The organism is Paraburkholderia sp. BR14374, assembly GCF_040948685.1.
Lineage (GTDB): Bacteria > Pseudomonadota > Gammaproteobacteria > Burkholderiales > Burkholderiaceae > Paraburkholderia > Paraburkholderia youngii.
Map to the genome: position 1 here is coordinate 233,913 of NZ_JBFPKF010000004.1, position 19,730 is coordinate 253,642.

At 61.1% G+C, this 19,730-nt stretch carries 18 protein-coding genes; 17 read left to right on the plus strand and 1 reads right to left on the minus strand.

Annotated elements, in window-relative coordinates; genetic code table 11:
- Positions 1-3 precede the first annotated feature (3 nt).
- The 12 genes from AB3X86_RS11290 to AB3X86_RS11345 all read left to right on the plus strand — a co-directional run bounded on the left by AB3X86_RS11290 (position 4) and on the right by AB3X86_RS11345 (position 12,037).
- Entirely contained in the window at positions 4-429 is a 426-nt protein-coding gene (locus tag AB3X86_RS11290) for a Zn-ribbon domain-containing OB-fold protein (protein WP_368596032.1), read from the plus strand.
- A gap of 5 nt (positions 430-434) precedes the next feature.
- Entirely contained in the window at positions 435-1,589 is a 1,155-nt protein-coding gene (locus AB3X86_RS11295; protein ID WP_368596033.1) for a thiolase family protein, read from the plus strand.
- A 7-nt stretch (positions 1,590-1,596) separates the two neighbouring features.
- Positions 1,597-2,472 (plus strand): xanthine dehydrogenase family protein subunit M, encoded by an 876-nt coding sequence (locus tag AB3X86_RS11300; protein ID WP_368596034.1) that lies wholly within the window; start codon positions 1,597-1,599, stop codon positions 2,470-2,472.
- Positions 2,469-2,963: a (2Fe-2S)-binding protein gene (locus tag AB3X86_RS11305; protein WP_368596035.1), complete on the plus strand. Its 495-nt coding sequence runs from the start codon at positions 2,469-2,471 to the stop codon at positions 2,961-2,963. Before AB3X86_RS11300 ends, AB3X86_RS11305 begins: the two co-directional genes overlap by 4 nt.
- The gene (locus AB3X86_RS11310; protein WP_368596036.1) at positions 2,960-5,311 is read left to right on the plus strand and encodes a molybdopterin cofactor-binding domain-containing protein; all 2,352 of its coding nucleotides are present in this window, start codon (positions 2,960-2,962) and stop codon (positions 5,309-5,311) included. The genes AB3X86_RS11305 and AB3X86_RS11310 overlap by 4 nt, the downstream gene beginning before the upstream one ends.
- Positions 5,308-6,120, plus strand: coding sequence for an IclR family transcriptional regulator (locus AB3X86_RS11315; protein ID WP_368596037.1), 813 nt, complete (start codon positions 5,308-5,310; stop codon positions 6,118-6,120). Before AB3X86_RS11310 ends, AB3X86_RS11315 begins: the two co-directional genes overlap by 4 nt.
- Positions 6,110-7,354, plus strand: a complete 1,245-nt coding sequence (locus tag AB3X86_RS11320) for a CaiB/BaiF CoA transferase family protein (RefSeq protein ID WP_368596038.1) — start codon at positions 6,110-6,112, stop codon at positions 7,352-7,354. Before AB3X86_RS11315 ends, AB3X86_RS11320 begins: the two co-directional genes overlap by 11 nt.
- On the plus strand, positions 7,351-8,088 hold the full coding sequence (locus AB3X86_RS11325) for an enoyl-CoA hydratase/isomerase family protein (protein ID WP_368596039.1): 738 nt from the start codon (positions 7,351-7,353) through the stop codon (positions 8,086-8,088). Before AB3X86_RS11320 ends, AB3X86_RS11325 begins: the two co-directional genes overlap by 4 nt.
- Complete coding sequence (locus tag AB3X86_RS11330) at positions 8,085-8,888, plus strand: alpha/beta fold hydrolase (protein WP_368596040.1); 804 nt, start codon at positions 8,085-8,087, stop codon at positions 8,886-8,888. The genes AB3X86_RS11325 and AB3X86_RS11330 overlap by 4 nt, the downstream gene beginning before the upstream one ends.
- Positions 8,888-9,490: an SRPBCC family protein gene (locus AB3X86_RS11335; RefSeq protein ID WP_368596041.1), complete on the plus strand. Its 603-nt coding sequence runs from the start codon at positions 8,888-8,890 to the stop codon at positions 9,488-9,490. Before AB3X86_RS11330 ends, AB3X86_RS11335 begins: the two co-directional genes overlap by 1 nt.
- Before the next feature lie 43 nt (positions 9,491-9,533).
- A complete protein-coding gene (locus tag AB3X86_RS11340) occupies positions 9,534-10,883 on the plus strand; it encodes an MFS transporter (RefSeq protein ID WP_368596042.1) in 1,350 nt (449 codons plus the stop codon).
- Positions 10,884-10,954: 71 nt separating this feature from the next.
- Entirely contained in the window at positions 10,955-12,037 is a 1,083-nt protein-coding gene (locus AB3X86_RS11345; protein ID WP_368596043.1) for a porin, read from the plus strand.
- Between the two features lie 37 nt (positions 12,038-12,074).
- Here AB3X86_RS11345 and AB3X86_RS11350 read toward each other — a convergent pair whose 3' ends face one another.
- On the minus strand, positions 12,075-12,752 hold the full coding sequence (locus AB3X86_RS11350; protein WP_368596044.1) for a TetR/AcrR family transcriptional regulator: 678 nt from the start codon (positions 12,750-12,752) through the stop codon (positions 12,075-12,077).
- Between the two features lie 300 nt (positions 12,753-13,052).
- On the opposite strand from AB3X86_RS11350, the gene AB3X86_RS11355 reads away from it, so the two are divergent.
- The 5 genes from AB3X86_RS11355 to AB3X86_RS11375 are packed head-to-tail and all read left to right on the plus strand — an operon-like array spanning position 13,053 to position 19,719.
- Positions 13,053-13,475 carry a Zn-ribbon domain-containing OB-fold protein gene (locus tag AB3X86_RS11355; protein WP_368596045.1) on the plus strand — a complete coding sequence of 141 codons (423 nt, stop codon included), beginning with the start codon at positions 13,053-13,055 and terminating at the stop codon, positions 13,473-13,475.
- On the plus strand, positions 13,472-14,644 hold the full coding sequence (locus AB3X86_RS11360; protein WP_368596046.1) for a thiolase family protein: 1,173 nt from the start codon (positions 13,472-13,474) through the stop codon (positions 14,642-14,644). The genes AB3X86_RS11355 and AB3X86_RS11360 overlap by 4 nt, the downstream gene beginning before the upstream one ends.
- A 3-nt stretch (positions 14,645-14,647) precedes the next feature.
- Positions 14,648-15,514: a xanthine dehydrogenase family protein subunit M gene (locus AB3X86_RS11365; RefSeq protein ID WP_368596047.1), complete on the plus strand. Its 867-nt coding sequence runs from the start codon at positions 14,648-14,650 to the stop codon at positions 15,512-15,514.
- 7 nt (positions 15,515-15,521) lie between these two features.
- The gene (locus tag AB3X86_RS11370) at positions 15,522-18,446 is read left to right on the plus strand and encodes a molybdopterin cofactor-binding domain-containing protein (RefSeq protein ID WP_368596048.1); all 2,925 of its coding nucleotides are present in this window, start codon (positions 15,522-15,524) and stop codon (positions 18,444-18,446) included.
- A 13-nt stretch (positions 18,447-18,459) separates the two neighbouring features.
- A complete protein-coding gene (locus AB3X86_RS11375) occupies positions 18,460-19,719 on the plus strand; it encodes a CaiB/BaiF CoA transferase family protein (RefSeq protein WP_368596049.1) in 1,260 nt (419 codons plus the stop codon).
- Positions 19,720-19,730: the final 11 nt, after the last annotated feature.

A 19,730-nucleotide genomic window follows, 5' to 3' on the forward strand; every position in this document is an offset into this window, starting at 1 on the left:
CTTATGAGCCACGTTATCCCCGACAGCATTGAGCGCCCGGTCTGGGCCATTCCGGGCAGCATTGCATATGCCCCCGACGGCTCGCCGCGAGTGATGGCCGGTGTCTGCCGTCATTGCGGCCAATCGGTATTTCCGCCGCCCAAGGTTTGCCCCGCATGCTGGGAGGAGACGATCGACAAGATCGAGGTGCCATCAACCGGCACCGTCTATACCTACTCAGTGGTGCATTCCGGCCGCGCTGGCTGGAAGACCCCCTATGTGCTGGCATTCGTCGACTTCAAGGAGCGCAACGTACGTGTGGCCGGGATCGTCCAGAGCCCGGAGGGTTGGAGGCCCGAACTCGATTCCACTGTCCGCGTTGGTATCGGCATCGTGTGTAACGACGCCAACGGCGAGCCGGTTTACGCCCACTGCTTCCTTCCGGAGTAAGCGCGATGAGTCGTAACAATTTCCGTCGCGTCGCTGTTGCCGGTGTCGCCATGAGCCAATTCGGCAAGCGTCCTGACACCACTTTGCAAGACCTTGGTTGGCCGGTTGTCAAGCAGGCGATCGCAGACAGCGGTTTCGATCGCAAGCAAATCGAGGCCGTTTATTGCGGTTCCGCGTATGGCGGTCGTCTGGTTGGCCAGCGTGTGTTGCGCCCGCTGGGCTTGCTGGGCATCCCGGTGGTGAACTGCGAGAACGCTTGTTCAAGCGGCGCCACTGCCTTTCGGGAAGCGTGGCTGGCGATCGCCAACGGCCTCTGCGATGTCGCCCTGGTGCTGGGCATCGACAAGCTCACATCGTTGGGTGGCGGTGTTCTGCCAGGACAGCCGGAGGATCACGAGGTGTCGGTCGGCATGAGCATGCCGGTGATGTATGCGATGCGCGCGCGTCGCTACATGCATGAGCACGGCATCTCGGACGCAGACTTGGCGCAGGTGGCAGTGAAGGCACACAAGCACGGGGCACTCAACCCTTGGGCGCAGTTGCGCAACGAAGTGTCGCTGGAGCAGGTGCTCAACGCCCGTCCTATCGCGGAGCCGTTCACGCTGATGCACTGCTGCCCGACTGGCGACGGCGCTTCTGCTGTGGTGCTGTGTGCCGCGGAATGCGTCCCAGCCTCCGGCCGCAAGCCGGTGTGGGTCGCCACGTCGCATCTCACTTCCGGCAAGTACATGACTGGCTTCCGCGACATGACCACGCCCGAGATCACGGTGCGCGGCGCCAAGGATGCGTATGAGGAGGCAGGCATCGGCCCGGACGATATCTCGGTCGCCGAGGTACATGACGCCTTTACGATCGCCGAGCTGCTGTACTGCGAGGCTTTTGGCTTCTGCCAGCAAGGCGAAGCGATTCAGCTGCTGAAAAGCGGCGCTACCTCTGTGGGAGGGCGCATCCCGGTCAATCCAAGCGGTGGCCTGCTGTCCAAGGGCCATCCAGTGGGCGCCACCGGCATTGCTCAAATCACCGAGATCGTCTGGCAATTGCGCGGCGAGGCCAAGGGCCGGCAAGTAGAAGGTGCAAAGGTGGGACTGGCGCACTGCACAGGCGGGGGCATCTCGGGCTTGGACCACGGCGCCTGCGCCATCAGTATCTTTACGCTGTGAGTCGACGATGAAAGCCATCGCATTCGAGTACCACGCGCCGCGTAGCCGATCAGAGGCGCTGGCGTTGCTCGCGGAGCAACCCAATGCCAAGGTGCTTGCAGGTGGGCAGTCGCTGATGCCGATGATGAATTTTCGCATTGCGCAGCCCAGCCACCTGATCGACATCAACGGTCTCGCGGACCTTGCCGCCATCCGCGCCGACGGCGCCGAATTCGCGATTGGTGCAATGACGCGTCAACGCGACTTGCTGCGCTCGGAGCAACTGCGCGAGGCCATGCCTCTGATGGTCGAGGCATTGGGCCATGTCGGCCACTTGCAGACCCGCAACCGGGGCACGATAGGCGGCTCGCTTTGTCATGCCGACCCGGCGGCGGAACTGCCCACCGTGTGCACAGCGCTCGACGCCAGACTCACCGTAGAGAGCAGCGATGGAACGCGCGAGATCGCGATGGCTGATTGGACACTGGGCTACCTGGTGACCAGTCTTGAGCCGCACGAGATGCTGACCGCGATTCGTCTGCGCGCATGGCCGCGTGGTCACGGTTGGGCTTTCACCGAGTTCGCGCGCCGGCACGGCGACTTCGCCATCGTAAGCGTGGCTGTGCTGCTGGCGCCAGGCGCGGGCGGCAGGATCGCGCGCGCATCGATCGTACTGGGCGGGTGCGGTGACGCCCCGATCCGACTGCATGCAGCCGAGGCCCTGCTGGAAGGTCGAGTCGGTTGCGAAGATCTGTTCCGCCACGCGGCAGGCAGTGCGGTCGATCTCGAAGCTGGCTCGGATGCGTACGTCAGCGCGGAGTACAGACGGCACCTCGCGCAGGTGCTTGTGCGACGCGGGCTGCTTACCGCGCATGCGCGCATGACACGCGGAGGCATCGCATGAACGAAGCGGACATTACCGCGACCGTCAATGGCGTAAAGGTCGAACGTACCGTCGCCGTGCGGACCTCGCTGGTTGACTTTCTGCGCTACGACCTTTGCCTTACCGGCACCCATGTGGGTTGCGAGCACGGCGCCTGTGGCGCATGCACCGTGCAAGTGGAAGGTGCCGCTGTGCGCGCCTGCCTGATGCTGGCAGTGCAAATCAACGGCAAGCAGGTCGCGACCGTCGAATCGCTGGGCAAGCCAGATGCGCTGTCGCCGCTGCAACGCGCATTCAGCAAACATCACGCACTGCAATGCGGTTTCTGCACGCCCGGTTTCCTGATGACGATCGATGCCTGGCTGGACCAGCTACCGCCCGGCTACCTGCCAAACGACGAAGAGATCCGCGACATGCTCTCGGGCAACGTGTGCCGCTGTACCGGCTACCAGAACATCGTCGAGGCAGTGCGCGAACTGACGCGAGAACGCGCGGATGGAGTCTCGGCATGAAGCGCGACAACATGACCGGCATCCACTTCGGTGCTCCCGTTGCCCGCAAGGAGGACGCGGCGCTGGTGACTGGCACCGGATGCTTTGTCGACGATATTCAGATACCCGGCCTGCTGCACGCCTTTATTCTGCGCAGCCCGATACCGCACGGCCGCATTCGAGCCATCGACTTGACGCGTGCCCAATCCGCGCCTGGCGTCGTGGTTGCCTTTGCGTTCGATGAATTGCCGGACTGCCTGAAGATCAAGCCGATGCCGTTGGTGGTGCCAAATCCGGCGATCCGGCACCCGATCACGCAGTATGCGTTGGCCGATAAGGAGGTGCGATATGTTGGCGAGCCCGTGGCGGTCGTCGTGGCGCTCGCACGCGCCCTGGCCGAGGATGCGGCCGATCTCGTGGATATCGAATACGAAACCTTGCCGGCGGTGGCGTCCCTGGACCAGGCAAGCGAGGCCGGCGCGCCCACGGCGCACCTGGAGATCGAATCGAACCTCGCAGGCGAAGCGTTGTTCGCCGATGGCGACTGCAACGCCGCTTTTGCCCGTGCGCATAAGGTGATCAAGGCGAGCTTCGATCAACACCGCGGGGGCGCCTTCTTTATGGAAACGCGCGGCTGTGTCGCGGTGCCATCGTCCCTGGGCAAGAGTTTTACGCTTTACGGCGCGATGCAGGCACCGCACCGGATCAAACGCATCTTGCAGGAGTTCTTCGGTCTGGCCGACGACCAGGTGCGTGTCGTGGCGCCGTCCGACGTGGGCGGAGGCTTCGGTCCCAAAGGCTCGTTCTACCCGGAGTACGCGTTGATTACGCACTGCGTGCAACTGCTGGGGCGTCCCGTGAAGTGGATCGAGGACCGGCGCGAGAATTTTGTCGCCACGCACCAGGAGCGTGACCAGAAATGGGACCTGGAGCTGGCTGTCGACCAGGAAGGGCGTATTTTGGGGCTTCGTGGCCAACTGGCCCATGACACCGGCGCCTACGTGCCCTGGGGTCTTGTCCTTCCCTGGATCTCCATGACGACGCTCCAGGGGCCTTACGTCGTTCCAACCTTCGCGCTGACGCTCAAATCCTTCTTTACGAATAAGGTGCCCACTACCCCGGTACGCGGCGCGGGTCGGCCACAGGCGGTCTTCGCGATGGAGCGGCTCATGGACAGGGTGGCGCAAGAACTCGGATTGGACCGAAGCGAGGTCCGCCGGCGCAACTTTATCCGTCCCGAGCAGATGCCCTTTAACTGCCGCGTGATCGGACGCGATGGCAGCCCCGTGCTTTATGACAGCGGCGACTATCCCGGTACTCAGGCACTGGCGCTCCAGAACGGAGATTGGGCCGGCTTTCCTGCCCGTCAGGCGGCCGCCAGGGCGAAAGGGCGCTATTTGGGTATCGGCCTCGCGAACTTTGTGGAGGCCACCGGCCTTGGACCTTACGAAGGCGCAACGGTGAAGATCGGCACTAACGGGAGTATCGTGGTTTACACCGGCGCTGCGCCGCAGGGCCAGTCGCACCATACGACACTGGCGCAGATTGCCGCCGACCAGTTGGGTGTGGAGCCAGCAGCAGTGAAGATTGTGACCGGCGACACCCAGGGCATCTCCCTCGGTATTGGTACCTTTGCCGCGCGTAGCGCGGTTAACGCAGGAAACGCCGTGCACCTGGCTTGCGATGAAGTGAGGCGGAAGATTCAGGCACTGGCGGCAAAAGTGCTTGAAGCGAAGCCAGGACAAATTGTTCTGGCCGGCGGCATGGTGTCGGTCGACGGTGCGCCGGAGCGCAGCATCAGCCTGGCCCGGCTGGCCGTAGTAGGCGTCGGTATGCCTGGTTACTCGCTCGACGAAGGCATGACACCCGGTCTCGAGCACACCAGCTATTTCTCGCCGGCTCAGTCCACCTTTTCCAATGGCTGCCATGTCGTCGAAGTCGAAGTGGACCCGGAGATCGGCGCCGTCAAGCTGTTGCGCTATGTAGTCGTAGATGATTGCGGCCGGCAGATCAATCCGATGGTGGTCCACGGGCAGGTCGTCGGGGGTGTCGTGCACGGCATCGGCAATGCGTTGCTCGAAGAACTGGTTTATGACGAGTCGGGGCAGTTGCTTTCGTGCAATTTCGGCGAGTATCTGCTGCCGCTGGCAAGCGATATCCCCGAAATCGAAGTGCTGCACACGGAGACACCCTCGCCACTCAATCCACTAGGCGTCAAAGGCGCAGGCGAGGGCGGCACGCTGCCTGTGACGGCAGCGATTGCCTCTGCCATCGAGGACGCGCTGAAACATTTCGACGTGACCATTACGCAGGTTCCGATCACACCCATGAGGTTGGTCGAAAAACTGAAGGCAGCCGGAACGCGATGAATATCTCAATGATCTCTGTTTCCGATGGCGTGCTTGCTCGCGGCGCCGCGATTATGCGGGTGCTGTGCGAAAGCGAAGTCGCGATGCCGATCAGCGCCATTTCACGTGCATTGGGCATGGCGCCGAGCAGTGTGCACCGCCTACTGGATCAACTGGTAACGGTGCGCTGGGTGGAGCGTACGACTAACCATCAATACCGGGTTGGCTTCGAGTTCTATCGGCTGGGCTCGTTGGCCGCGAGCAGGGTCAAGCTGGTGGAATTGGCGCGCCCTTTGGTGCAACAGCTGGTCTCGCGTTGCGACGAGACAGCACTGTTCTCCGTGCGCATCCCGAACACGGGGCAAATGATTTTCGCCGAGCAGGCCGTCAGTTCGCAGCCGCTTCGCTATAGCTTCCATCTGCACGAGCCGCGCTCGCTGATGTGGGGCGCCGCCGCGCGCGCTATTCTGGCCTGGATGCCGGAGCCCGAGCAGCGCGACGTGCTGGCTCGCGCACCCGTATCACGTACCGGGCGCAAGGTGCCGGCCTGGGCGACGTGGGCAAGGGAGGCGCGTGAGATCCGGCAACAGGGGTACGCGACCTCGCGTGGCCACTACACCGACTGGGCGTTCGGCATTGCAGTCCCGGTTTTCGACGTGATCGGGGTAGTGGGAGCGTTGACCTTTGTCGCGCCGGAAATGCGCGTGCCGCCCGCAACGGAGCGAACCCTGCTGTCGGCGCTACAGGACGCCGCCCTCCATCTTTCGCGCAGCCTCGGCGCTCCCGCGGATGCCAACGCACTTTCACGGAGTCAGCACCATGTGGCATGAACAACTCAAAGGCGTCGCTCTGGTTCGGGGGCTGCGAGTGATCGACATGACCCTGTTCCTGTCCGGTCCCTATGCCACCCAGGTCCTCGGTGATCTGGGTGCGGAGGTGCTCAAGATTGAACCGCTTACCGGCGACAACACCCGGGTATTGCCGCCCAACTTTATCGGCGAAGACAGCGCCTATTACCACAGTTGCAATCGCAATAAGCGCAGTATTGCTTTGGACTACAGAACGCCAGAAGGAGTCAAGCTGCTGGAGGAACTGGTGGCCAGAAGCGACGTCTTTATCGAGAATCTGAAGCCCGGCGCGATGGCTCGCTCCGGTATCACCTACGAGCGGCTGAAGGAGATCAATCCGCGGCTCGTCTACTGCTCCATCAGTGGCTTCGGGCAAGATGGCCCGTATGCGGAACGGCCGGCCTACGATATGGTGGTGCAGGCCATGTCCGGCGGTATGAGCCTGACCGGCGAACGGGATGGCAAGCCAGTCCGGGCGGGCATTCCGCTAGCCGATATTTCCGCTGGCCTGTACGCGGTCATCGGCATCCTGGCCGCACTGCTGCGGCGCGAGGAAACCGGGCTGGGCGAATATCTCGATATCGCGATGCTGGACTGCCAGGTGGCGATGCTGTCGTATCAAGCGGCCTACTACCTGGCATCGGGCAAGGTGCCTGGAACCCAGGGGCGCGAGCATGAATCCATACCGTCCTACCGCGCCTTCACTGCGCGCGACGGCATGGAAGTCGTGGTTACTGCAAATACCGACCGCATGTGGCAGTCGCTATGCGAGGCGATTGGCCGCACAGACTTGCGCGATGACCCCGAATTGAGCGGCCGTAAAGGGCGCTACGACCAGAGACGGCGCATCTGGGATGCGTTGGAGAGCGCATTCGTATCGCGTAATGCCGACGAATGGGTGCAGATCCTGGTGGCCCACGAGGTGCCCGTGAGCGTGGTCAACTCGCTGGACAGGGTCATGACTGACCCTCAGGTGCGTCACCGCGGCATGGTGCTGGATCTGCAGGGCCCGGCGGCCGAACAGCTTCAGGTGGCCGGCAATCCGATCAAGGTGGCTTCGCACCCTGATCAGACACATAGGTACCCGCCACCACTTGGCGAAGGTACGCGCGAGGTGCTGGCCGAGTTGCTCGGCAAGAGCGAGGCCGAGATTCAACGCCTGCTGGCCGCCGATATCGTGCGCGAATGGATGCCCGCTAGCAAGGAGGTCGCATGAGCCTGGAAGCGGGTTTCGAGTGGAGCGCAGGTTCAGGCATCGGCCGCCTGTGCCTCGCCCGTCCAGACGATGGCAATACAGTCTCGTTGGCCATTATTCGCGGATTGCAGTCGGCACTTGCCGAGCTGGAAGCCGACCCCGAGGTGCGCGTGATCTTGCTCGAGGCGCAGGGCGAGGACTTCTGCCTTGGACGTAACGGCGAGGGCGAAAGTCGTGAAGGACTGTCGGCCTACGCGATTCACCAGCAGTTCTTGATGCCGATCCTTGACCTGTATGCGGCGATTGACCGTTGCGAGTTGCCTGTAGTGTCAGTGGTGCAGGGGCGTGCATTCGGCTTCGGTTGTGCGCTCGCGGCCGCATGCGATATCACGCTTGCCGGGGAGTCGGCGCAGTTCGCACTGCCGGAGATCCTGCGCGGCATTCCGCCCACGCTCGCCATGTCGGCGTTACGCGGCCGTGTCCCCCCCAAGGCGATAGCCTACCTGATACACAGCGCGCTGGCGGTTGACGCTCGTACGGCGCGGGAGTTTGGTTTGGTTAGCCATGTGGTGCCGGACAGCCGGCTCCCTCAGGAAGCGGACTCGCTGCTCGCAGGGATGGCGAATCAGCAACGCATCGTCAATGCTACGGTCAAGGAATTCGTCACACTTGGGCCCGGCACTGAGCGGGTGCTGGCAAGCCGCTTGGCGGGTTTGCTGATGACAGTCAATCGATCGCATACGGCCGCAAGATGAAACACGGCACGCCAACGCAGCAATTGGACCTCGGCACGCACAGCATCGCTTTCGTTGACGAAGGCCGCGGCTATCCCGTTCTGTGTCTGCATAGCCTTGCGGGTAGCCTGCGTATGTGGGATGGCGCGGCGGCGGAACTTGTTCGCCACTATCGCGTGCTTCGCTGCGATGCACGCGGGCATGGTGCCAGTACCGACGCCATGTCCTATACGGTCGAAGGGATGGCACACGACGCACTGGCCCTTCTCGACGCCCTGGGCATCACGCGCTGCGCTGTCTTGGGAATATCCATGGGCGGCCAGGCGGCGATGCACCTGGCGCTGGCGGCTCCGCACCGGGTCGCGGCCCTGGTGCTGGCGAACACCTCCGCGGGTGCTCTTCCCGACGCAAAGGAGCGCCTTGCCCAGACTAAAGCTCGCATCGACGAGATCGGCTATGAGCGTTTCGCCTCCGAGTATGTTGCCAGCCGACTTGCAGATGGGTCCGCCTCGTCCGCGTACGCCGACTACTTGGGTGACGCCCTGGCACTGGGATCACAACGCTATGTCGCCACGTTGTGCTCGATTCTGACGCAGGACCTGACCGCTGAACTCCCGGGATTGCATGTGCCCGCTTTGCTCGTGAGCGGTACGGCCGACATCAGCACTACGCCCGAGCGCATGCGTGCACTGGGCGCACTGCTTCCCACTTGCCGGACACTGGAACTGGAAGGAGCAGGGCACTTCTCTTGCCTTGATCAGCCTGAGCGATTTATTGCCGGCGTCCTTGAATTTTTGGCCTCGAACATAAAGGATTCCTGATGGCTTCGCATGTCATATGTCAGTTTAAGCTCTCGCTCCCGCCTCAACAGGTATGGGATGCTCTGAAGGACGTCGAGGGGGTTGCCCATTGCTTCCCCGGGGTAATGAGTGTCGAGGCGCTAGATGAACATGCCTGCAAGGGCGTGGTTCAGGTCCGCCTTGGCCCCATGCAACTGGAATTTGCCGGGCAATTTCTATACACCGAATTGGACGAGGCAAACTGGTGCGCGGCGGCCGATGCCCAGGGCCAGGACCGGCGCGGCCGCGGACGCGCCGAGTCGAAGATCCTCTTGAAAGTCCTGCCGGAAGGGATGGGCAGCGTGACCACGGTTGAAGCCAAAACCGAACTGAGCGGCACTGTCGCGCAATTCGGTCGCGCGAAAAGCGTTATCCAGGCGGTGGCGGAGACATTGATCGGCGATTTCGCCAAAAACCTCGAGGCGAAGCTGGCGCCGGAGCCGGCGGCTCCCTTGGCTGTGGCGGACCTTACACCCGCCGCGGCCAATCCACCTGCCATGGTCGAGCGCGCACCAGTGGGCGGCTTGGGACTTGCGTTGCGCGCTCTGACGCAATGGTTGCGAGGGATGTTCTCCCGAGCTTAAACAAGCACATAGAAAAATATCGAAAACATTTGGAGGCGAACACATGCGAGTCAACTCGACTTCGCTGGAGACGGCTGCTGCAAGCGTGGATTCCGGCAAACCTGGAGTAGGCAGGGCAGCGTGGATAGTTTTGGGCTCGGCCTTTTTGGGCTGGATGTTCGATGCCATGGACGTGTACCTGATCGTGGTCGTCATCATGCCGGCCCTCCACGATCTTCTCGGCGCGTCGCACGCTGATGCTTCACAGATCCAGGGGATGATCGTTGGTGCGAAGCTGCTTTGCTGGGGCATTGGCGGCATTACGTTCGGCGTGTTGGCGGACAAATTCGGTCGCGCACGCGTGATGCTTGGCACGATGCTGATCTACTCAGGTTTCACCGCAGCCAGTGCGCTCGCGCAAAGCTGGCATCAACTCCTGTTGCTCCAGATGTTGGCGGGCTTTGGCATCGGTGGCGAGTGGGCCGCTGGCGCCTCGCTTGTCGTAGAAACCTGGCCGGAAAAACATCGGGCAAAAGCGGTCCAGGTCATGCAGTTTGCAAATGTCGTCGGACTGATTATTGCGTCAGCGCTCGGAATTCTTTTGGCCGGACTTGGATGGCGCTGGGTGCTCGCTGTCGGCGCCGTTCCCGCGGTCGTCAGTCTCGGTCTTCGGTTCGTGACCCCGGAATCAAAGCGTTGGAAAGAATCGCGGATTGCTGAAATCCAACACGCCGGACCCAAAATGGGTTCCTTGTCGGTGATATTCCGAACGCCATTAAGGCGTCGTACGATCGTCGGCTCGCTCGTCGCTGCAGCAATGATGATTGGTAGCTGGGGGACAACTGTGCTTATCCCCGCGCTACTAAGAAAATTTATTCAATCGGCGGGCGATGCCGAATTTATGAGGCAAACCTCCATCTCATTTACGTGGGCCAACGTCGGGGCAGTTCTTGGGTTTGGATTGACGCTGATTTTAGTCGCATGGAATCCACGCATATCCAGACGGGTAGTTTATGCGCTCTTCTGTGCAGGTGCCTGGGTTGCGACGATCGCGCTCGTCACGGTCGCCAAAACACTGACGATGTTCCATCTGGCAATGTTTGCGTTCGGATTATTCGCGATCGGAGGATTCGGAATCCTCGCGCTATATCTAACGGAACTCTTTCCATTGCATGTTCGTGGAACGGGTCAGGGATTTACCTGGAACGTCGCTCGTATATTCACAGCAGCAGGTCCATTGGCGGTCTCACTGGCATTGGCGAAATGTGGAATATACGTCGTCGGCGTTTTAATTGCGGCAGCATTCTGGATCGGGCTTGTCGCCATCAGGTTTGGGCCGGAAACGGGCTCTTGCCAAAGACGGGCAGGGGGCAGATTCATAAGTCAGAACGCGTCGGATCATCCGAAGATGTGAGCAAGCTCCTTTTATGAATCGTTTCATTTATAAAATACTAGGTACTACTACATATAAATTGGAGGCTATATATGACACCCGTCCGTCATAACCGCGGATTTCGCACCCTCTCCGTAGCAGCAGGCGTCGTTTTTGCCAATGGGGCGCATGCCCAGAGCAGCGTCACGCTCTATGGGGCGCTCGATCAGGATATCCTCTATACGAACAAGACTTTGAATCCGGCGACCATGAAGAATGGCGGCAGTCAGGTTTCGCTGTTGAATGGCGGCTGGCAGCCATCGCGCTTTGGCTTGACGGGCAGCGAAGACCTCGGTGACGGCTTTAAAGCATCCTTTAAGCTTGAAAGCGGCATCAACGTTCCCACCGGCGGTTTCAATGACTCGAACGGCAATTTCTTCGGTCGTCAGGCATGGATCGCACTAGACAGTCGATACGGCGAAATCAAGACCGGTCTTCAGTTCTCGCCATTCCTCATTGCTGTGGTTGCGCTCGATCCGCGCGAATTCTCGTTCTTCGGCGGCAGCGCGGCGATCTATGCGCACAACGTTGCCGCCACGGGTATCTTCACGCCGAATGCGATCACCTATTCGAGCCCGGACTTTGCGGGGCTGCGCGGACGCGCCATGCTGTCACTCGGCAACGTCGCGGGCTCGTTCCAGGCCGGACGCGCATACTCAGGTAGCCTGGAATACTCTCTCGGCTTTCTGTTGATTACTGCGGCGATCTATGACTCCAATCCCGGCAGCGCGACCGTAACGCCAATACCTTCGACGGTTGCCTTTGAGGGACGGGTGATCGGCGCATCGTACAACTTCGGCTCGGTGATATTGAAAGCGTCGCTCACCAACTACAAGGTAAAGAGTTCGCTCAACAACAACGTTTATGGCGGTGGCATCGAGTATCGTGCGACACCGGCACTGACATTGAATTCCGCTATCAATTACATCACTGATCCCGACAACAGGAACAACCATTCCCTACTGGCTTCGATCGGGGCACAGTACGACCTGTCGAAGCGTACGTTGGTCTATGCACAGGCCGCGATCGTGAACAATCACGGCGCAGAAACCACCGGCTTTTCGGTTACCGGTGAACTGTCCGCTCCGGCCGGCAGCACGGTGGGCATCAACATGGGCCTGCGCCACGTTTTCTGACCTTGTCCACCATGGGGTACGTGTGGCGACGCGTTATTCAATGCGCGCGATAGCGCATCAGGAACGTGGAGACTGCGCTGCCGATGATCCTTTCAACGTCTTCGTCGGAGATCGCATGATCGATCTGCATTAGACGGGGAAAGTAAAGCGTTTCTCCCAACATGCCGATGAACTCGGCGCGTGCGAGCCGCACGTCGGCAATCTTCAGGCAGCCTTCTTCCACCCGCTTTGCCAACCAGGCATCCGTTACGTCGCTGAAGAGATCTTTCGCGCGCTGTAAGCGCAGTCCCATGTCGGGAAAGCTTCGCACTTGAGCAATGACCAGTCGCATTGCGCCAATCATGTTGGGCTCGGAAACAAGCTCGTTGTAAGCGCGTGCAATCTCACGCAAGCCCGACTCGACTTCCGGCGGCACGGCGTGATCCTTCCAGCGTGCGAACAACTGATGGAAGAGATGGTCCATCGCCTCGGTGAAGAGGATATCCTTACCGGGAAAATGTTTGTACAGCGTCGCGTATGACACCGCTGCGCGATCGCCGATGGAATCCATCGTGGCCGCGTCGTATCCGTTTTCCAGAAAACTTGCAATTGCGACCTCGAGTATCAGTGCACGCTTTTCTCTGCTAACGCGCTGCTGATACCCCTGTACGCCCTCCGGCGCGTGATTCTCTGCCCGAGAGTGGGGCGTCTTCTTTCCTGCCTTCGCTATTGCCACTTATAAGCTCCAAAACTATCGGTCAGCAAGGCATTCTGCCCGCCGTTGGCGAAACTCGCCAGCAAGCGAGACCTCCGAGGAGTTCTCGGAATCAGGCGGTTGAGCGGACTTTGCGGCTCACGCTCAGCACTGACCGGGTGCCGATGCAACGGTAAGAGCATATAGCGACGGCGTTCCCGACCAGCAGGCGGCACCTCGATTCTCTCTGAAGGCAACCGCGGGCACCGGGTTTTCCCTACCTTTCTGGCTGCAGTTTATGAGTATAGTGTATTACACACTACACCATGGAGGCGATCAGGAATGAGAGTCAGCGTGAATGGCTTCAGACGATTAGGGACAGCCTCAGTTGTAAGAGGCAGGAAGGGCTGGTCATTACTCGGGGCGAAGTGCTCCGATTGCGAAACGCCGATCTATCCGGTACTCACCGTGTGCCCACAATGCGGCGGTCGTGACTTCGTTGCGTCGCCGTTGCCGGCGATCGGCACCCTCTACGGCCACAGCGTGGTGCATATGGGACCAAGAGGCGTCGACACGCCCTACACCGTCGGGTATGTGGACCTGAGCGATGGTCTGCGGGTCTTCGGGCGCATCGAAATGCCGGTTGGCGCGGTACAGACGGGGCAGCAGCTCGAATTGCGAGTGCAACCGGCAAACAGGCAAGCGAGCCAATTCATCTATTTCTTTACCGCACCCGGCGAAGTTTCCCAGCAGGTGGATTCATGAGCTTGACGAACGGTTCGAGGGGCGTGAGCGTCGTTGGCACGGGCATGATCCGTTTTGGGCGTTTCCCGGAAGTGAGCCTCTCCCAACTCGCCGCGCCGGCGGTCATCGAAGCACTTGATGAAGCCGGAATCGATCGACGACGCGTCGGCGCTATTTATTGCGGTACGGTATCCGGTGGTACGTTGGCTGCCCAACGTATCGGACGGGAGACGGGGCTGACCGGCATCGAAGCGGCGAATTTCGAAAACGCCTGCTCGTCGTCGGCGAGCGCATTCCGGCAAGCCTACCTCGCGATTGCCGCGGGTGCGGTGGATTGTGCAGTCGTCGTTGGCGCGGAGCAGCTGACTCGTCTCGGCGGCGGGCCACTTGACCTCGGCGATGAGGATGTCGAGTCGGCGAACGGATTGACGATGCCGGCGCTGTACGCCATGCGCGCACAGCGATACATGCATGAATTCAATTTATCACCCGGCGATCTCGCGCAGATCGCCGTCAAGGCCAGGGCGAATGGCGCGCTCAACCCCTACGCACAGATCCGCAGCACCGTCTCGGTGGAGGAAGTGCTCGGCAGCCGACCGGTGGCCTCGCCGCTGACTTCGCATCAGTGCTGCCCGCTCGGCGACGGCGCAGCGGCAGTAGTGCTTGCCGGCTCCAACCTCGCCGAAGCGAAACAGCAAGGCGCCGTAAGGATTCTCGCCTCTCATCTCACTTCGGGCCGTTATATGCAGGGGGCGCGGGACATGACGACGCCCGAAGTCACGGTGCGTTGCGCGACCGAAACCTATGAATCCTGCGGCATCGGCCCTTCCGACATCGATCTCGTCGAGTGTCACGATGCCTTCACCATCGCTGAACTGCTGTACTACGAAGCACTGGGTTTTGCCGCCCACGGAGAGGGGGTGGGTTTGATCAGAGGTGGTCAAACGGCGCTAAGCGGACGGATTCCGTTCAACCCGTCCGGCGGCCTGCTCTGCAGGGGCCATCCGCTCGGAGCGTCAGGGATCGCGCAGATTGTCGAAATAACACGCCAGTTGCAAGGACGCTGCGGCGCACGGCAGGTCGGGCAAGACAGGCCGCGCGGTCCACGAGTCGGACTGGCGCACATCACCGGTGGAGGCACTTACGGCTTCGATCACGGTGCGTGCGCGATACACATTCTTGGAAGGTGAGAAATGAAGTCAGCACCCTTTACCTGGCACCGACCGGAAAGCGTGGCGCGTGCCGTTGAGTTACTTTCCACGCTGGGCAACGCACGCATCGTCGCTGGCGGACAGACGCTGATGCCGATGCTGGCCATGCGCTACGCGTATGTGGACCACCTGGTCGACGTGAACGCGATACCTGGCCTCGACGGGATAACGTTGGAAGGCGATGAGGTCTGCATCGGCGCATTGGTTCGCCAGCGGGATATCGAGCAATCTCCTTTGATTCAGCAATACGCACCACTGATGGTGGAGGCCTATCGATTGGTCGGCCATATTCAGACGCGCAATCGGGGCACTTTTGTCGGAAGCGTTTGCAATCTCGATCCGGCCTCGGAGCAGCCCACACTTGCCGAAATCTTCAATGGGACGATCGTCGCCGTAGGACCTCGTGGAGAGCGGCGCATTCCATTTAATGAATTCGCGTGCGGTTTCATGACTACTTCAATCGAGCCGGACGAAATGGTGACGCAGATTCGCCTTCGCATCTGGAACGAGCCGCACGGATATGCGTTCGAGGAATTCGCGCGCAGACATGGGGACTTTGCAATCGTCGGCGCGGCGGCCATGGTGTCGGTCGACGTAAATCACGCGATCAGGCGCGCTGATGCGGTCCTGTGCGGGATGGGCAGCAAACCTTGCCGTCTGCAGCTTGACGACGTCCTCCGGGGACAGCAGCCCAGCGCCCGTCTGGCGAAAGCAGCAGCCAGCAGAGCAAGCTGGATTGACGCTCTTAGTGACACGAGCGCCAGTGCCGCATATCGGAAACGTCTCGCGTGGACCGTGACCGAGCGTGCGCTTGGGCGCGCGTTCGCTCGTGCATTGAACGCAAGCTGAGGGGATCATGGATCAGAGAATCGAACTCGTTGAGCAAAAAAAGATTGCCTTCGAACTGAACGGACAGGCAATGACCTGCGACATCGACCCCAGAGTGACGCTCGGCGATTTTCTTCGTCACCAGCTTGGCAAGACAGGCACGCACTACGGCTGCGAGCATGGCGTTTGCGGAGCGTGCACGGTACTGGTGGACGGACGTTCCATGCGCTCCTGCCTTCAGCTTTGCGGCCAGATCGACGGGAGGAAAATCACAACCATCGAGGGACTCGCGAATGGCGACGGCTCGCTCGGTGTCCTGCAGCAGGCGTTTCAGGATCGCCATGCATTGCAGTGCGGATACTGCACCCCAGGCATGTTGACCACGCTAACGGAGTTTCTGCGAGCCAGCCCCGACCCGTCCGGTGCCGAAGTTCGCGATGCAATCAGTGGGAACATCTGCCGCTGCACGGGCTACCAGGCCATAGTCGAAGCGGCGCTGCTCGCGGCCGCCCGAATGCGCGGTGAGCCCGATCCCGTTTTCGGACTGGTTACCGCACACTCGGAAGAAAGCGATTCCCCCTCGGATTCGACCGTGGGTGCGCGCTATGTCGGCAAACCCGTCAAACGCACCGAAGACCCCGCGCTACTCAAAGGCGAGGGGCAATTCGTCGACGATATCCACCTTCCCGGAACATTGCATTGCTGTTTCGTGCGATCGTCTCACGCGCACGCCCGCATCAAGCACGTCGATACGCAAGCAGCAAAGGCCGTACCGGGCGTACGGCATGTCTGGACATTCGCTGATCTGGATGAAGCACATCGGCAGCCATTGCCGGTCCTGGCACCGACTCACATGCTGACGGAGCCGCGCATGTGGTCGCCGCTGGCCTCGGACGAGGTGTGCTACGTCGGCGAGGCGATTGCCGTTGTCCTTGCAGAAAGCCGGTACATCGCCGAAGACGCCGCCAACCTGGTGCAGATCGACTACGAGGTACTGCCGGTCGCCAGCGACATCAGGAAGATATTCGATCCGAATGCGCCACGGGCTCACAGCGACGTTCCGACCAACCTCCTCCTCGACATGCCGTTTGCTTTCGGCGATGTCGACTCGGCCTTCGCGCGCGCCGCGCACGTGGTCAAGCGCGAGATATTCCATCATCGCGGGACTGCGCACCCGATGGAGTGCCGCGTAACCCTCGTGCGGCTAGATGGCAGTACCGGCGAGTTGACCGTCTGGAATTCGGGCCAGGCACCGCACCTCGAGAGACGTCTTCTCGCGCAAGCGCTCGGCTACGACGAAGCGAAAATCCGGGTGATCATGCCGGATGTCGGGGGGGCTTTCGGTCCCAAGGGCATCGCCTATCCGGAAGAGTTGGTCGTGGCCTCGGCGGCACTCAAGCTGGGTGTGCCGGTCAAGTGGACCGAAGATCGGCGTGAGCACTTCCTGTGCATTACCCAGGAGCGCGATCAATTGTGGAATCTCGAGATGGCGCTCGACCACGACGGAAAGATCCTCGGCGTGCGCGGCTCCGTAGTCCACGATAACGGTGCGTACGTGCCTTGGGGCATTGTCGTGCCGATCATCGCGGTGACCTCGTCGCTGGGTCCGTACGTCGTCCCGGCATTCGACGTGAAGCTGAAAGTGGCGTGCACGAACATGGTACCCACCACGCCGGTGCGCGGCGCGGGGCGACCAAAAGCGGTATTCGCGATGGAGCGGATGCTCGATGCGGCAGCCGACCATCTCGGCGTCGCCCGTCTGGAAATTCGACGCCGCAATTTCGTACAGCCGGAGCAGCTGCCGTACAAAACTGGACTGATATTCCGCGACGGTTCGCCGATGGTGTATGACTCCGGCGACTATCCGCAGACTCAGGAAAAGGCAGTCGAGCTTGCCGGTCTGGACGCGTTTCGCGCTCATCAGGAGGAGGCGCACGCGCAGCAACGGTACCTCGGGATTGGCTTTGCCAACTATGTCGAGGGTTGCGGCCTCGGCCCTTATGAAGGGGCCGAAGTCACGTTGCAAAACGACGGACGCATACACCTGGACGTCGGTGGTGCCGGCGCGCAAGGGCAAGGAATGAAAACGATCTTTGCCCAGATCGCTGCCGATCAGCTCGGTGTCGAGATGGATGCCATTACGGTAGTCGTCGGCGATACGCGCAGGCTCGCCATGGGCATCGGGACATTTGCGAGCCGGATCACCGTCAACGCCGGCAATGCCATTCACATCGCATGCGGCAAGCTCGCCGGAAAAATCAGGGGGCTCGCCGCACACGCCCTTCGTGTCCCTCTGGATCAGATCGAGATCGTGCGTGGCGCCGCACGCGTGCGAGGCCAGCCAGAAAAGGCGTTGCCGCTCGGGCAAATCGCTCGAATGTCGTATGGGATACCTGGGTTCACGCTGCCTGACGGACTGGATGCGGGCATGACCGTCACGCATTATTTCTCCCCGAAAGCCAGCGTCTACGCCAACGGAACAGCGTTCGCGGAAGTCGAGGTGGATATCGGCACAGGCTACGTGAAGGTCTTGCGCTATGGCGTTGCGCACGATTGCGGGACGGTGATCAATCCGATGCTCGTCGAGGGGCAAGTGATTGGCGCCATCTCCCATGGAATCGGAAATACGCTGCTCGAGCGGCACGGCTATGACGAAAATGCACAGCCGCTTGCGACGAATTTCGCCGAGTTCCTGTTGCCTACGGCACTCGACACGCCATCCCGCATCGAGATGGCGCATCTTGTTTCCCCTTCGCCGAATAACCCGCTTGGCGTCAAAGGCGCAGGGGAGAGCGGGACCATCCCCGCGTCCGCGGCGATCGTCAGTGCCATTGAGGATGCGCTGAGCCGATGGTCGATTCGTTTTGACGAAACCCCCGTGTTGCCTGAAATGATCTTTGAGCGTCTGGATGCCGCCGCCGCATACAGCAACGCAGACGCCCGATACACCTGAAATAGAGAACTTGATGGATAACGATATGGACTCCGTAAAAACTGGTCCGCTGAGCGGTGTGAGAGTTTTGGACCTCACTCAGTTCCTGTCGGGCCCCTTCGGAACGCAGATTCTCGGCGACCTCGGCGCTGAGATCATCAAAATCGAGCCGCCGGGCGGCGAGCTCGCGCGCGGCGTGCCCCCCTATTTCGTCGAGGGAGACAGCGCCTACTATCTCGCGGTCAACCGCAACAAGAAGAGCGTCGTCATCGACCTCAAGACCGAAAGGGGAGCCGAACTCGTTCGGGAGTTGGTGGCACATACGGATGTACTTGTCGAAAACAATCGTCCGGGTGTGATGACACGGCTCGGACTCGGTGAGGCCGAGCTTCGCGCGTGCAATCCGCGGCTCATCTACTGCAGCATCAGCGGTTTCGGACAGACCGGACCGGACCGGGATCTGCCCGCTTACGACATGATCGTGCAGGCAATGTCGGGCGGCATGAGCCTGACCGGGGAGCCCGGCAGGGCGCCCGTTCGCGCCGGCATTCCGATCGGGGACCTGGCGGCCGGCATGTATGGCGTGATGGGCATTCTGGCCGCGCTGGTCGAGCGCCAGACTTCCGGGCAAGGGCGGTTCGTCGATGTGGCGATGCTCGACGCGCAGGTCGCCATGCTTTGCTATCAGGGTGCCTACTATCTGATGTCGGGCGAAGTGCCGGAGCCGCAGGGGCGAGGCCACGATTCGATACCGACCTACCGTGCGTTCGAATGCGGCGACGGCGTCTCATTGGTCGTGACCGCCAACACGGAACGTATGTGGATGGACCTGTGCAAGGCCGTCGGCTTGCCGCAGATCGTCAACGACCCGCGATTCAAGGGTCCCGCTGAACGGCTCGCGAACAAGGCCGCGCTATGGGAAATACTGGAGGCGCGCTTCCGTGCCGAACCGGCGCAGAGTTGGCTCGAGTGCCTGAATTCCGCTTCCATTCCAGCCGCCTTGGTCAAGACGCTCGATAAAGCGCTGAATGCGCCTCAGGTTGCGCATCGAGACATGCTCGTCGAGCTTCGCAGTCAAGCGGGATCTCAGGTCCGCGTGCCCGGGAATCCGATCAAGTTCGATATCCCAGGGCATGCCGATCCTGGTTACCCGCCTCATCTGGGCGAGCACACCAACGTCGTGCTCGGTCAGTACCTTGGCCTTGATCCTGACGAACTGAGGACCCTTCAGAACCAGGGGGTCGTCCAGCAGTTCGTACCAGGCATGCCGTCACCCGGCGTGAAGTCGCGATAAATCGGGAGTTG

Bases quoted from the DNA above. Each gene is read 5' to 3' on its own strand.
- AB3X86_RS11290 (WP_368596032.1), top strand. From the start codon at position 4: ATGAGCCACGTTATCCCCGACAGCATTGAGCGCCCGGTCTGGGCCATT.
- AB3X86_RS11295 (WP_368596033.1), top strand. From the start codon at position 435: ATGAGTCGTAACAATTTCCGTCGCGTCGCTGTTGCCGGTGTCGCCATG.
- AB3X86_RS11300 (WP_368596034.1), top strand. From the start codon at position 1,597: ATGAAAGCCATCGCATTCGAGTACCACGCGCCGCGTAGCCGATCAGAG.
- AB3X86_RS11305 (WP_368596035.1), top strand. From the start codon at position 2,469: ATGAACGAAGCGGACATTACCGCGACCGTCAATGGCGTAAAGGTCGAA.
- AB3X86_RS11310 (WP_368596036.1), top strand. From the start codon at position 2,960: ATGAAGCGCGACAACATGACCGGCATCCACTTCGGTGCTCCCGTTGCC.
- AB3X86_RS11315 (WP_368596037.1), top strand. From the start codon at position 5,308: ATGAATATCTCAATGATCTCTGTTTCCGATGGCGTGCTTGCTCGCGGC.
- AB3X86_RS11320 (WP_368596038.1), top strand. From the start codon at position 6,110: ATGTGGCATGAACAACTCAAAGGCGTCGCTCTGGTTCGGGGGCTGCGA.
- AB3X86_RS11325 (WP_368596039.1), top strand. From the start codon at position 7,351: ATGAGCCTGGAAGCGGGTTTCGAGTGGAGCGCAGGTTCAGGCATCGGC.
- AB3X86_RS11330 (WP_368596040.1), top strand. From the start codon at position 8,085: ATGAAACACGGCACGCCAACGCAGCAATTGGACCTCGGCACGCACAGC.
- AB3X86_RS11335 (WP_368596041.1), top strand. From the start codon at position 8,888: ATGGCTTCGCATGTCATATGTCAGTTTAAGCTCTCGCTCCCGCCTCAA.
- AB3X86_RS11340 (WP_368596042.1), top strand. From the start codon at position 9,534: ATGCGAGTCAACTCGACTTCGCTGGAGACGGCTGCTGCAAGCGTGGAT.
- AB3X86_RS11345 (WP_368596043.1), top strand. From the start codon at position 10,955: ATGACACCCGTCCGTCATAACCGCGGATTTCGCACCCTCTCCGTAGCA.
- AB3X86_RS11355 (WP_368596045.1), top strand. From the start codon at position 13,053: ATGAGAGTCAGCGTGAATGGCTTCAGACGATTAGGGACAGCCTCAGTT.
- AB3X86_RS11360 (WP_368596046.1), top strand. From the start codon at position 13,472: ATGAGCTTGACGAACGGTTCGAGGGGCGTGAGCGTCGTTGGCACGGGC.
- AB3X86_RS11365 (WP_368596047.1), top strand. From the start codon at position 14,648: ATGAAGTCAGCACCCTTTACCTGGCACCGACCGGAAAGCGTGGCGCGT.
- AB3X86_RS11370 (WP_368596048.1), top strand. From the start codon at position 15,522: ATGGATCAGAGAATCGAACTCGTTGAGCAAAAAAAGATTGCCTTCGAA.
- AB3X86_RS11375 (WP_368596049.1), top strand. From the start codon at position 18,460: ATGGATAACGATATGGACTCCGTAAAAACTGGTCCGCTGAGCGGTGTG.